Consider the following 12533-nt stretch of genomic DNA (forward strand, 5'->3'; position numbering starts at 1 on the left):
CAGCCCAACTCCATCCTGACCCGTGAGCAGGCTGCCAAGATCATCTGCTACCTGCTGCTGGGTGAGGAGTCCGCTGAAAAGCTGACCACCAACTCCACCGTGTTCAACGACGTGGCCGCTGACCGCTGGTCCGCCCCCTTCATCGGCTACTGCGTGAACCTGGGCATCCTGGCCGGCGACGGCAACGGCAACTTCTTCCCCGAGGGCAAGCTGACCGGCGCCGCCTTCGCCAAGATGCTGCTGGTTGCTCTGGGCTATGATGCCAAGATCGAGAACTACGTTGGCTCCGACTGGATGATCAACGTGGCTTCCGACACCATCGAGGCCGGCATCTCCCCCAAGGGCCTGGTGCTGTCCAACGAGCTGTCCCGTCAGGACGCTGCTCAGATGGCTTTCCTGACCCTGACCGCCAACACTGTGAAGTACGAGAACAAGGGCGCCGACATCAACTTTGGTGACGGCAACTCCATCAACTTCGGCGCTTCTCAGGCTGCTACCATCACCAACAGCAAGAGCGACGACTATCGCACCTATGATGCTGACACTGACGACCGCGATACCGTTCAGCAGTTCTGCGAGAAGTACTTCCCCGACCTGAAGAAGGACACCACCACTGCCAAGAACATCAAGGACGACTTTGCCCGTCCCGGCTATGCCTGGACCTACAAGAAGGACGTCGTCTCCTTCGTGGCCGACACCCCCGTGGCTACTTACGCTGGCGCCGACTTCGACAAGGATACTGTCAAGGATCTGAAGGAAGACTACACCAAGGTTGACACCGCTACCGTGTACTATAACGGCAGCGTGGCTGGCGGCGTTAACCTGGCCAAGCTGCAGACCAGCGTGAACGGCTACAGCATTGAGGTCTATGCCAACAGCGACGACGAAGTCACCGCTATTGTCGTGACCGAGCCCTATGTTGTTGAGGTTGCCGCCATCAATACCGATGACGATGACGCCGTTACCAGCGTGGACCTGACTGTCTACGAGGCTGGCTACTACATCACCAACAGCAACTACGCCTCCCTCACCGTTAATGTGAAGGACGACGCCGATGCTTATGCCATGATCAAGGACTACGCTGAAGAGGACGTGTTCATGGCCTTCCTGAAGCCCGGTTGGGACGTGGCTACCGACATGGACGCCACCTTCCTGGCTGTGGATGACGTTGAGACTCTGGACGGCAAGGTTACCTCCAGCAGCAAGGACGCCACCTACAACGGCTGGATTAAGATCGACGGCACCAAGTACGAGTTTGCTAACGAGTACAGCCAGATCGAGGTCAAGACCGGTTCCGAGGGTACCTTCTATCTGTACAACGACTATGTTGTCCACTTCGACGGCAGCTCCGAGAACGACACCGAGTACCTGTATGTGGTTCGCTCTCACGATGACACCTCCGGCGCTTGGGGTGAGACCCGCAACTATGCCGAGGTCGTCTACACCGACGGTACCTCCGAAGTGATCGACACCAAGGAGAAGTACGCTGCTGGCGTGTACAGCTTCGAGTACGACAAGGACGAGGAGTACTACGTCCTGAACGACAATGTGACCTCCAGCACCATCAACATTCAGAAGGGCAAGACCTACATTGATGGCACCACCACTGCTGACAGCGCCACCGTGTACGTCTCTGTCAAGCTGGATACCAAAAAGTTTGACTCCGCCAGTGTGTACACCGGCTACAAGAACGTGCCTTCCATGACCGCTACCACCGGCTACGTTGTGGCTGAGAGCGGCAAGGCTGCCGACTATGTGTTCATCGTGGACGGCGCCACCGTTGCCTCCGCTGACGACATGATCTACATCGCCGGCGCTTCCGTTGGCGGTCCTGTGGACGACGCCGACCTGGGCGAGTACTACACCTACAACGCTGTTGTGGACGGCGAGATCGTGGAGATCATGGTCGCCAAGACCGCCGGCGACAAACTGGACGGCCTGTACGACACCTACAAGGTGGACGACGACAACATTTACTCCAGCCTGACCGGCGCCTCCGAGGGTACTGATTATCACCACACCACTGGCGAGTTCAAGAAGGCTGCCAACGAGGTCATCACCGTCGGCAATGACGGCACTATGGCTTACGCTGACGATGTGGCTGTGTATGTGGTTGCTGCCGACGGCACCATCACCGCTGGCTCCATCAACCGCAACTACTCTGACCTCGCCGGCATCGACTACACCCTGAACAGCGACGGTGCTGTCACCGTTCTGTACCTGGTGAAGAACGCCTAATCGTTCTGAGGTCATAAAAGTCAGATGGGGATTTCCCCTCTGATGGTTCGGTAAAAAGGGCGCGCTGCTTATGCAGCGCGCCCTTTCTTTATATCCGTCAGGCCAGGGCAAAATAGCGGTAGGTGCTACCTAACTCGTTCAGTTGTCGGCCTGCGGTATCGCTGTACCAGGAGAGGGTATTCCCCGACCAGGTGAGGGTTTGGTTGAGGCAGGAAGCACTGCCATGTGAAATGCCAATGCCGGAACTTTTTGCTTGGCCGCGGAGTACAACCGTACCCGCGTCCAGCTCCTCCAGATCGTCCACTACGATGACAACCACGTCCGGCTCAAAAGGAAACTCCAGCCGATTGAGGTGTTCCTTTCCGTGTTCCCCGGTACCTACATAGCTGCCCGACACGGTCTGCACCACCTTGCCCGCCAGACCGTTCAGCGCCGTGTCGATCCTGCTGAAGTCCTGGTTGAAATCTGTCCGCAGAAAGTTGTCCTCCGGCTCCCACTGGTGAAGCTGATAATTTTGGGTATAACTTGCCACATTCATTCCTCCTTGTTGTGATAGTTGCCCTCGCCTGTACGACTATGTGTCTGCTTGCTGCACGGAGAAAAGAAACCGGGAAGCAACCCATGCTATTGGCAATAGGGGGGAAATATGGTATGATTACAGGCGGCGGCTTTTGACAATGGGCCGCCTCTGTTTCAGAGGAAGGTGTGTGTCATGGCAGACTGGACAAGGACTCCCTTCGGGGTGACCGCCGACGGAAGAGCGGTGGAGCAGTGGACGGCCCGGGCCGGAGGGTACAGGGCCGATGTGCTGACTTACGGCGGTATCCTCCGCAGCTTCGTGGTGGAGGGCAGAGACGTGGTGCTGGGGTGCGATACCCTGGCGGACTATGAGAAGCAGGACAAATATTTCGGCGCACTGGTGGGCCGGGTGGCCAACCGCATTGGCGGCGCGGCCTTTGACCTGAATGGAAAGCACTATTCCCTGGCCGCCAACAACGGCCCCAACTGCCTCCACGGCGGGATCCACGGGTTTCATGAGGCAGTGTGGGAGGCAGCGATCCGCCACGGGAAGTTGGTACTCTCCCACATCAGTCCCGACGGGGAGGAGGGGTTTCCCGGTACCTTGCGGGCAGAGGTGAGCTATGATCTCACCTCCGACGGAATGCTGACACTGGACTACCGGGCTGTCAGCGACCAGGACACGCTGTGTAATCTGACCAACCACAGCTACTTCAACCTGATGGGCCATGGATACGGTTCTCTGGAGGGACAGCGGGTACAGATCTATGCCAGCGCCATAACAGAGAACGACGCCAACAGCACCCCTACCGGCGCGTTGTTGGCAGTGGAGGGTACCCCCTTTGATCTGAAAATCCCCCGGGAATTTCTGCGCGGCCTGGCCATGGAACATCCTCAGCTTACCGTGGGGAACGGTTACGATCACAATTTTGTGCTGGGTACCCAGCCTGTTTGCCCCTTTGAGCTGGCCGCCCGGGTTACCGGCGGCGGGCTGTGTCTGGAATGCTACACCACCCAGCCCGGCCTCCAGCTCTATACCGCCAACTACCTGGACGGTGTGCCGGGAAAGGGAGGGGCGGTGTACGGGCCTCGCTCCGCCTTCTGCCTGGAGACCCAGAACTGGCCTGACGCCATCCATCACAGCGCCTTCCCCAGTCCCGTCCTGCGGGCGGGGGAGGAGTACCGCCATACCACGGCTTACCGGCTGGCTACCCTGTCCGGTGGGGAAGTCGTGCCATAAAAGAAAAAACGCCGGTCTGCCGCATCCATGCGGCAGACCGGCGTTTTTATCAGCAAGCGGCCAGCAGATTTGCCCGTTCCTGCTCCAAAGCAGCCCGTCGGACGGCAAAAGACTGCTCTGTTTCGTCCAGGGTGCGCAGCGCGGCCGTCAGCTTCATCCGCACCTCAGACACGCCCTCCTGGGCCTTTTTGATGCTGGACTGGACGTACCAGTCCGAGAACAGCCCGTCGAAGAAATAGTCGGCAAAGGTGGCAAACTCTCCAATTTGGACATTGGGTAGATCCAAATTTCCCACATCGGCCAGCTCGGTACGAAAGTCGGCCAGGGCCCGCTGAGCGTCCTGGATGCTGGACTGGGCGCTGTCCAGCCGATCGTGCTTGGCCATTGTAGCGATCAGTCCGCCGCCCAGCATGTCCCAGGTACCCCAGCTGCGGGCGCTGTCCAGGTCGTCCTGCACCTGACCCAGCAGGTCTTTGGCCCGTTTGCCGGCGGAGAGGGCCTCTTGGATCTCTTTCTGCTGATGCCCCAGCAGGGCAAGCTCCCGGTCCAGCTCCATCAATCGGCTGCCCTGGACGCCCCCCATATCTTTGACCAGCTCCGCCTTCTCGCGCCACAGCGCCTCCAACTCCTGGGGCGCGTGTTTCAGGCTGTCCCGCTGGCGGATCAGATCGCTCAGCTTCCGCTCCAGATAGTCCAGGTCGGCCACGGCCTGGTCGTACTGGCATTTGGCTGCAAGGGCCTCCCGGCGCTCCCGGTCCAGCCGCTCCTCTTTATTTCCGGTGAGGGAGAGCAGAAGCGCATGCAGGCCGCCCCGCTCCAGTTTGTCCACATCCTCCTGCTCCTTGCGGAACATCCCGGCGGTCTCCTCCACCCGCGCCTGCCGCTCCTCCCGCTGGCGGTGAAGGTCCTCCACCTGAGCGGAAAGCTGCGCGCGGCGGGCTTCGGCGGCGCTCAGAGCCGCAATCGCCTCGTCGATCTCTTTCAGACGCTGATCCATACAGCACTCCCCCTTCTTTTCTGATTTTACACGCATAGGGGCATGGACGCAAGGAAAACCGCTGGACTTGCGGTCCAAAAGCGGGTAAAATATTGGTTACAACCCCGCTGCAAAGGAGAACGCTATGGATACCATCATTCAGATCCTGGCCCGTGAACTGGGACAGAAGGAGACATACATTCAGAACGTGGTAAACCTCATCGACGAGGGCAACACCATCCCTTTCATTGCCCGCTACCGGAAGGAACTGCACGGAGCGATGGACGATACCACCCTGCGTGCCCTGGCTGACCGGCTGCAATATCTGCGCAATCTGGACAAACGCCGGGAGGAGGTCAAGGCCGCCATTGAGGGCCAGGGTAAGCTGACGGAGGAACTCTCCGCCGCCATTGACGCTGCCGCCACCCTGGCGGAGGTGGAGGATTTGTACCGCCCCTACAAACAGAAGCGCCGCACACGGGCCACCATGGCAAAGGAGAAGGGGCTGGAGCCCCTGGCCGATCTGCTCTACGACCAGGCGATGGACGGCCCTGTGCCGGAAGAAGCCGCCGCCGGGTATGTGGACCCGGAGAAAGGGGTTGAGAGCGTTGAGGACGCCCTCCAGGGCGCCAGCGATATCATTGCCGAACGGATCTCAGACGACGCCAACATCCGAAAGCTGCTGCGGGAACTGACCTGGAGGAAGGGCTATCTGGTGTCCGCTGCCGCCGATAAGGAGCCGGAAGATACGGTATATCGACTGTATTATCAGTTCCGGGCGCCGCTGAACCGCCTCCAGGGCCACCAGGTTCTGGCCATTAACCGGGGCGAGCGGGAAGAGGTTTTGAAAGTAAGCGTGGAGATGGATCGGGAGGCCGCCCTGATCCCTGTGCGGCGGCAGGTACTCAACCCCGGCGCGCCTGCCATGACCTTCGTCCGGGCCGCCGCCGAGGACGCCTACGACCGGCTGATCTTCCCTTCCCTGGAGCGGGAGATGCGCAATCTGCTCACGGAGCAGGCCGATGAGGGAGCCATCAAAATGTTCGGGCTGAATCTGAAACCTCTGCTGATGCAGCCGCCGGTGAAGGGCTTTGTCACAATGGGCCTGGACCCGGGCTACCGCAACGGCTGCAAGGTGGCGGTGGTGGACGGTACCGGCAAGGTGCTGGACACGGCGGTGGTGTACCCCACCTTTAACGAGAAGAAAAAGCAGGAGGCCATTGACCTGCTGTCCAAACTCATCCGCAAGCACGGCGTGGCCCACATTGCCATCGGCAACGGCACCGCCAGCCGGGAGACCGAGCAGATGACGGTGGAACTGATCCGCAAGCTGGGAGGCGGGGTCAGCTATATGATCGTCAACGAGGCGGGCGCCAGCGTCTACTCCGCGTCCAAATTGGCCGCCGAGGAGTTCCCGGACTACGACGTGAATTTGCGCTCCGCCGTATCCATCGCCCGCCGACTCCAGGACCCGCTGGCCGAACTGGTGAAGATCGATCCCAAGTCCATCGGCGTTGGCCAGTACCAGCACGACATGCCTCAGGCGCGGCTGGGAGAGACCCTGGAAGGGGTTGTGGAGGACTGCGTCAATGCGGTGGGCGTGGATCTGAACACCGCCTCGGCGCCGCTGCTGGCCTATGTGGCGGGCCTGAACAACACCACCGCCAGGAATATCGTCAAATACCGGGAGGAGAACGGGGCCTTTACCACCCGAAAAGGGGTGTTGAAGGTGCCCAAGCTGGGGCCCAAGGCCTTTGAACAGTGCGCCGGTTTCCTGCGGGTACCCGAGAGCAAAAACGTGTTGGACCATACCGGGGTCCATCCCGAGAGCTACGAGGCGGCCCAGAAGCTGCTGGAGGTATGCGGCTACAGCCTGACCGATGTGGCGGCGGGAACTATTGACAAGCTGTCTGACCGGGTAAAGGCTTACGGCAGTGAGAAGGCGGCCCAGGCCTGCGGTGTGGGCCTGCCTACCCTGGAGGATATCGTCAAGGAGCTGCTCAAGCCCGGGCGGGACCCCCGGGATGAGTTGCCAAAGCCCATCCTGCGTACCGATGTGATGGAGATGAAGGATCTGAAGCCTGGGATGGAGCTGACCGGCACGGTGCGCAACGTCATTGACTTCGGCGTGTTTGTGGATATCGGCGTCCACCAGGATGGGCTGGTCCACATCTCCCAGCTGTCCGGCCGCCGGGTGCGCCATCCTTCGGAGGTATGTACCGTGGGAGACGTGGTCACCGTATGGGTGCTGGAGGTGGACGAGAAAAAGAAGCGGATCTCGCTGACCATGCGCAAGCCCAAGGAGGGGACGGTATGATCCTGAGCTTTGACCAGGTGGGCGACCTGCTGGATGAAATGGCGGAGGAATTTCCAGAGGCATTTTACCAGGAATTGAACGGAGGCATCTCCCTGCTGCCCGACACCCGGGAGGACCCGGAAGGGAAGGACCTCTATATCATGGGCGAGTACTGCAACGACATGATGGGGCGGTACATCAACCTCTATTACGGCTCCTTCGTCGCACTGGCCCAGCAGGAGGACTGGACGGAGGAGGACTGGGAGGACGAGCTGTACACCACCCTGGCCCATGAGTTTACCCACCATGTGGAGGGCCTGGCCGGCGAGCGGGGCCTTGAGATCAAGGATGAGTGGGAACTGGAACAGTTTCGCAGGGAACAGTCAGAGGAAGTGTAAGAATGGGGCGGACGCGCAGGCGTCCGCCCCATTTTGTGTGCTGCCGTTATAGTTCCCGCACCAGCTTTACCGCTACCCCCACAATGCGGGCCACACCCTGCTCAAAGTCCCGCAGAGGAATGATCTTCGGCTCATAGTAGGGGTTTTCCGGCTGGAGGATCACCATGCCCTTCTGACAGCGGAACCGCTTGAGGGTTGCATCCTCCCCGTCTACCAGACAGGCTACGATCTGGCCGTTTTCCGCAGTGGATTGCCGCCGGATCAGCACCAGATCCCCGTCCCGGATACCGGCGTTGATCATGCTGTCCCCGATGACCCGCAGGTAAAAATGCTCCTCCGGGTCGGGTACGTCGGCGGCGGCATAGCCCTCGATCTGCTGGCTGGCCAGGATGGGCGTCCCCGCCCGGATGACCCCCAGAATGGGGACTACCGGTTCCCGATGGGCGGGGCAGGGAGGGCGCCGGGGTACGTTGAACCCCTGTAGCCACAACGGATCTACCCCCAATGAACGGGCAATGGCGGCTGCGGTTCCGATTTTGGGTTCGCGCTGACCCAATACATAGCGGTTCAGGGTCTGAGGATTCATGTTCAGCCGGTCCCCCAGCTGCTCATAGCTGAGACCTGACTCATCCATTAGGCTGCGCAGACGGGCGCCGAAGGTGCTCTCCTGCTCCATACCAGTTCCCTCCTGTCCAATTTGTGGGTCTATTCTATCACATTTTATCACCAAACGCAACTTGTTTCGACAAAAAATGATTGACTTATATCTCCGTTTGGTGTTATTATAGCGTTACGATAGAACGAAAGTTCCATATATGGGTAATTCTATCACCGTTTGGGGATTTCTGGAACATAAAAAATGCCCCGCCTTCTGGCGAGACATTTTAATTGGTGGAGGAGGGTGGATTCGAACCACCGAAGCGAATCGCAACAGATTTACAGTCTGCCCCCTTTGGCCACTCGGGAACTCCTCCATATGAACTTGTTGGAGCTGGTGGACGGACTCGAACCCCCGACCGGTTGATTACAAATCAACTGCTCTACCAACTGAGCTACACCAGCACACAGCTCGTCCACAGCGAATGTTATTTTATCAGGTGGAGGTGGATTTGTCAAGAGAAAAAACGGCTTTTTTAAAAAAATAGGGGAGGGGTTGGTATCCGGTTACGGGTATGGACAGACCCGCTGCGGGACATGCAGCGGGCGCCCCCGACGGGATGGTGCCGTCGGTGTGGCCTGGAATTGTACGGTCAGGAATGGGAACTGTGCGCGCTATGCCGGGCCGAGCTTATAGACAGAGAAGAGGCGAACTGGAATGACATTACAGGAGTTATCGGTACAATATCGCGCCGGCGCAGAGGCGCTGCGGGAACGGGTCAGGCTGCTGGAACGCCGGCGGATGACGGAGGAGGATGAACGCTGCTGCCGCCTGTTGGACGAACGGATTCGTCGGCTGGGGACCATGTGGCGGGAGACCAGGGACTTGGCCGTTTTGTGTGAACGCTATTATGACAGGGGGTATCGCTGCAATGTCAGATACACGATATAGAAGAGGAAAGGCGTTTGCCGCCGATATGGCGGCCTATGCGCTGGCGATGGCGGAGGATAACTCCGAACAGATGGAGCGGCTGCGCCGCAACGTAACTTTGGCGCTCCGGGAGGATGTAACGCCCCGGCAGCGGGAGTGTATGCTGCTCTACTATGAAAAGCAGCTCAATATGCGTCAGATCGGGGAATTGATGGGGATCGACAAATCCACGGTTTCCCGTACCATCAAGCGGGGAGAGACCCGGCTGCGCCGCTGTCTGCGCTACGGAGCGGGACAGCTATTGACGCCGCCGGAATGAGACCGGATTTTTCTATGGTGCAGGATGTTGAAATTTTGCGCCGTTCCATGATATACTTGCTTCCGTAAAACCGCGAAAATGGGCGAAGGGAGGAAGTTATTTTGGAATTGAATTTGTCCCAGAAACAGACCCAGACCCTCTCTCCCCAGATGATGCAGTCTATGGAGATCCTGCAAATGGGGTCTCAGGAATTGCTGGAATACATCGAGGAGGCTGTCCAGGAGAATCCGGTGCTGGAACCGGAAGAACGGTATAACAAGGCGGATGAGACCGATTTGCTCCGGCGTAAGCTGGAGTGGCTGGAGTCCACCGATCCCCAAAACCGCTACTACCACCGACAGGATACCGAGGAACAGGATGACCGGCTCAGCAACTACGGTACGGTGGAGGACAGGGAGGACAACCTTTATTATTATGTACTTTCCCAGCTCAAAACGCTGGATCTGCCGCGGGAAGTGATGGACGCAGGGGCATTCCTGGTGGAGAGCCTTAATGGAAACGGTTGGCTGGACGAGCCTCTGGACGCTCTGGCCGCCGACTACGGCTGCCCGCTGGAGGTGCTGGAGCAGGCCCTGGCCGCCGTCCAGTCCCTGGAGCCTGCCGGCGTGGGGGCGCGGGATCTGTCCGAGTGCCTCCATCTCCAACTGATCCGCCGTACGCCGGTGGATCAGTTGGCGGTGCGTATTGTGGATAGCCAGTTGGACGCCCTGTCCAAGAGCAGATATGGCCTCATCGCCAGAGAACTGCAGGCTACGCCCGAAGAGGTGCGGGCCGCCTGTGAGTTGATCCGCAGCCTCAATCCCAGGCCGGGTACCGGCTTTGCCGCCCGGGAAAATCTGACCTACATCAATCCAGACATCATCGTGGTCAGCTTTCCCGATCATTTCGAGTTGTTGACCAACGATTATTACTTCCCCACGTTGGGGATCAGCGGGTACTATACCCGCCTGATGAAGGAGAGCGACGACCGACAGGTGAAAGACTACCTGACCGGGAAGGTGAAGCAGGCCAAATGGCTGGTCCATGCCATCGAGCAGCGGCGTTCTACCCTGATGTCCTGCGCCAGCTGCATTCTGGAATTGCAGGAGGACTTTTTCCGGCGCGGGCCGGGCCACCTGGTACCCATGTCTCTGGCTGATGTGGCGGTATGCGTCGGCGTCCATGAGTCCACGGTGAGCCGGGCGGTGAAGGACAAATACATCCAGTGTTCCATGGGGGTCTATCCCCTGAGCTACTTTTTCTCCCGCAGTTTGGGGACGGGCAGCGAGGACGTCGCGTCCCCGGACGCGGCCAAGGCCCTTCTGAAGAAACTCATTGCCGGGGAGGATAAGAAAAAGCCCCTGTCCGACCAGAAACTGTGTGAGCTGATGACCGCCCAAGGCTGTCCACTCTCCCGGCGTACCGTGGCCAAGTACCGGGATGAACTGCACATACCAAGCACCACCGGGCGCAAACAATACGAGTAATCTGGGAGGAGATCATGGATTTCAAAGCGGTTTATTTCGATTTTGACTACACCCTGGGCGATGCCACGGAAGCCATTGTGGCCGGCTTCCAATACAGCTTTGAGCAAATGGGGCTGCCCCAGCCGGAGCGGGAGGCGGTGCGCCGCACCGTTGGCATGACCCTGGAGGACAGCTATACCGCTGTGACTGGGGATGAAACGCCGGAACACCGGAAGCAGTTTCTGGTATACTACCGGGAAAAGGCGGCCCCCCTTCAGGTGGAGGTGACCCGGCTGTTTCCCGGCGCGGCGGAACTGCTTTGCGCACTCCGTAATGCCGGCATACCGGCGGGAGTTGTGAGTACCAAGCATACAAGCACGCTGCAGGCAGTGCTGGAGAAACAGGGAGTTTTGAACTGCCTGACATCCGTTACCGGCGGAGACCAGGTGGATCGGCCCAAGCCGGACCCCCAGGGCCTGTTGACGGCGATCGCCGCCCAAGGACTGAGCCCGGCTGAGATCCTCTATTGCGGCGATACCCTGATTGACGCCCGGACCGCCCAGCGGGCAGGCTGCAGCTTCTGCGCCGTCCTGAACGGCACCACTACCCGGCAGGAATTTGCCGACAGTGGATTGCCGCTGGCCTATGTGGCGGAGGATCTGTGGAGCTTGAAGGCCTGGCTGGGCCTGTAAACTGCAGAGAGATGGAAACGGGTTTGGGCGGCGACGGCCGCCCAAACCCGTTTTAAAAGCAACAGAGGAAAGGACAACGGGGCCCCGAATGGGGCCCCGTTGTCCTTACAGAGAAAAAGAGGGGAAAGAGGAGAAATCGAGTTATTTGCCCAGACGGCGGACCATTTCCTTGGCACAGAAAGTAGCCACGTCGTCGGCATAGGTGCCGGCGCCGAAGCCGGCGTCATAGCCCAGCTCCTTGGCCAGAGCATGGGTGATACGGGCACCGCCGCAGCAGAAGATATACTTCTCGCGGACGCCCTCGGCCTCGGCCAGCTCGATGAGTTCGGTGAGGTTCTGGATGTGTACGTCCTTCTGGGTCACGGTCTGGGACACCAGCAGCACGTCGGCATTGACCTCGGCGGCCTTCTTGAGGAATTCCTCGTTGGGCACCTGGGAACCCAGGTTGTAGGCCTCGATCATCTCATAGCGCTCCAGGCCGTAGTGGCCGGCGAAGCCCTTCCGGTTCATGATGGCGTCGATACCCACGGTGTGAGCGTCGGTGCCGGTGGAAGCGCCGATGACCACCAGCTTGCGGCCCAGCCGCTCCTTGATGAATTCGTCGGTCTCGTCCATGCCCATGGCCTCATCGGCCACGGTCTGCACAACGATCTCGTTGTAGTTGATGGAGTGGGTCAGAGAGCCGTACACCACATAGAAGGTGAAAGCCTCGTCCAGCTTCTGGCGGAGCGCCACGTTGGGGTCGGCCAGGCCCATCTTCTGAGCCATCAGCACGGCAGCCGCGGCACCCTTGTCGTCGTCCTTGACGGGCAGGGTGAAGGAGAGCTGCACCTTGCCGTCGTTCATGGTGTCGCCATAGGGTTTCAGCCGGGTCAGGTCCAG

General features: G+C 59.5%; 12 protein-coding genes and 2 tRNA genes. 8 read left to right on the top strand and 6 right to left on the bottom strand.

From position 1 onward, the window contains the following. Positions 1-2238, top strand: a 2238-nt coding sequence (locus Q0K43_RS07805; RefSeq protein ID WP_297289993.1) for an S-layer homology domain-containing protein, incomplete at its 5' end; no start/stop codon positions are given. Positions 2239-2335: 97 nt separating this feature from the next. Here Q0K43_RS07805 and Q0K43_RS07810 read toward each other — a convergent pair. After that, positions 2336-2776, bottom strand: a complete 441-nt coding sequence (locus Q0K43_RS07810; protein ID WP_366086176.1) for a hypothetical protein — start codon at positions 2774-2776, stop codon at positions 2336-2338. A gap of 174 nt (positions 2777-2950) precedes the next feature. Between Q0K43_RS07810 and Q0K43_RS07815 the strand changes: the two genes are divergently transcribed. Continuing rightward, positions 2951-3997: an aldose epimerase family protein gene (locus tag Q0K43_RS07815; RefSeq protein WP_297289995.1), complete on the top strand. Its 1047-nt coding sequence runs from the start codon at positions 2951-2953 to the stop codon at positions 3995-3997. A 49-nt stretch (positions 3998-4046) separates the two neighbouring features. On the opposite strand, the gene Q0K43_RS07820 is transcribed toward Q0K43_RS07815, so the two are convergent. Beyond that, entirely contained in the window at positions 4047-4994 is a 948-nt protein-coding gene (locus Q0K43_RS07820) for a hypothetical protein (protein ID WP_297289996.1), read from the bottom strand. A gap of 124 nt (positions 4995-5118) precedes the next feature. On the opposite strand from Q0K43_RS07820, the gene Q0K43_RS07825 reads away from it, so the two are divergent. After that, on the top strand, positions 5119-7290 hold the full coding sequence (locus Q0K43_RS07825) for a Tex family protein (protein ID WP_297289997.1): 2172 nt from the start codon (positions 5119-5121) through the stop codon (positions 7288-7290). Continuing rightward, the gene (locus tag Q0K43_RS07830; RefSeq protein ID WP_297289998.1) at positions 7287-7667 is read left to right on the top strand and encodes a metallopeptidase family protein; all 381 of its coding nucleotides are present in this window, start codon (positions 7287-7289) and stop codon (positions 7665-7667) included. The genes Q0K43_RS07825 and Q0K43_RS07830 overlap by 4 nt, the downstream gene beginning before the upstream one ends. 46 nt (positions 7668-7713) lie before the next feature. Here Q0K43_RS07830 and Q0K43_RS07835 read toward each other — a convergent pair whose 3' ends face one another. The 3 genes from Q0K43_RS07835 to Q0K43_RS07845 form a co-directional block, all read right to left on the bottom strand. Beyond that, positions 7714-8343 carry a LexA family protein gene (locus tag Q0K43_RS07835; protein WP_297289999.1) on the bottom strand — a complete coding sequence of 210 codons (630 nt, stop codon included), beginning with the start codon at positions 8341-8343 and terminating at the stop codon, positions 7714-7716. Between the two features lie 213 nt (positions 8344-8556). After that, positions 8557-8641, bottom strand: a tRNA-Tyr gene (locus Q0K43_RS07840). A 12-nt stretch (positions 8642-8653) separates the two neighbouring features. Then, positions 8654-8729, bottom strand: a tRNA-Thr gene (locus tag Q0K43_RS07845). A gap of 253 nt (positions 8730-8982) precedes the next feature. Here Q0K43_RS07845 and Q0K43_RS07850 point away from each other — a divergent pair. The 4 genes from Q0K43_RS07850 (at position 8983) to Q0K43_RS07865 (ending at position 11651) form a co-directional block, all read left to right on the top strand. Further along, positions 8983-9216 (top strand): hypothetical protein, encoded by a 234-nt coding sequence (locus tag Q0K43_RS07850; protein ID WP_297290000.1) that lies wholly within the window; start codon positions 8983-8985, stop codon positions 9214-9216. Then, entirely contained in the window at positions 9197-9514 is a 318-nt protein-coding gene (locus Q0K43_RS07855) for a sigma-70 family RNA polymerase sigma factor (RefSeq protein WP_297290001.1), read from the top strand. The genes Q0K43_RS07850 and Q0K43_RS07855 overlap by 20 nt, the downstream gene beginning before the upstream one ends. 101 nt (positions 9515-9615) lie before the next feature. Then, complete coding sequence (rpoN, locus tag Q0K43_RS07860; protein ID WP_297290002.1) at positions 9616-10980, top strand: RNA polymerase factor sigma-54; 1365 nt, start codon at positions 9616-9618, stop codon at positions 10978-10980. A 14-nt stretch (positions 10981-10994) separates the two neighbouring features. Then, positions 10995-11651: an HAD family hydrolase gene (locus Q0K43_RS07865; RefSeq protein WP_297290003.1), complete on the top strand. Its 657-nt coding sequence runs from the start codon at positions 10995-10997 to the stop codon at positions 11649-11651. Between the two features lie 141 nt (positions 11652-11792). Here the strand turns inward: Q0K43_RS07865 and Q0K43_RS07870 are convergent. After that, a partial coding sequence (locus Q0K43_RS07870) for an OAM dimerization domain-containing protein (protein WP_297290004.1) occupies positions 11793-12533 on the bottom strand: 741 nt, incomplete at its 5' end.

Origin of the sequence: uncultured Flavonifractor sp., assembly GCF_944383115.1 — a bacterium.
Lineage (GTDB): Bacteria > Bacillota > Clostridia > Oscillospirales > Oscillospiraceae > Flavonifractor.

Coding starts and splice junctions, on each gene's coding strand:
- Q0K43_RS07810 (WP_366086176.1), bottom strand. CDS start 2,776: ATGAATGTGGCAAGTTATACCCAAAATTATCAGCTTCACCAGTGGGAG.
- Q0K43_RS07865 (WP_297290003.1), top strand. CDS start 10,995: ATGGATTTCAAAGCGGTTTATTTCGATTTTGACTACACCCTGGGCGAT.
- Q0K43_RS07825 (WP_297289997.1), top strand. CDS start 5,119: ATGGATACCATCATTCAGATCCTGGCCCGTGAACTGGGACAGAAGGAG.
- Q0K43_RS07820 (WP_297289996.1), bottom strand. CDS start 4,994: ATGGATCAGCGTCTGAAAGAGATCGACGAGGCGATTGCGGCTCTGAGC.
- Q0K43_RS07855 (WP_297290001.1), top strand. CDS start 9,197: ATGTCAGATACACGATATAGAAGAGGAAAGGCGTTTGCCGCCGATATG.
- Q0K43_RS07850 (WP_297290000.1), top strand. CDS start 8,983: ATGACATTACAGGAGTTATCGGTACAATATCGCGCCGGCGCAGAGGCG.
- Q0K43_RS07835 (WP_297289999.1), bottom strand. CDS start 8,343: ATGGAGCAGGAGAGCACCTTCGGCGCCCGTCTGCGCAGCCTAATGGAT.
- Q0K43_RS07815 (WP_297289995.1), top strand. CDS start 2,951: ATGGCAGACTGGACAAGGACTCCCTTCGGGGTGACCGCCGACGGAAGA.
- Q0K43_RS07830 (WP_297289998.1), top strand. CDS start 7,287: ATGATCCTGAGCTTTGACCAGGTGGGCGACCTGCTGGATGAAATGGCG.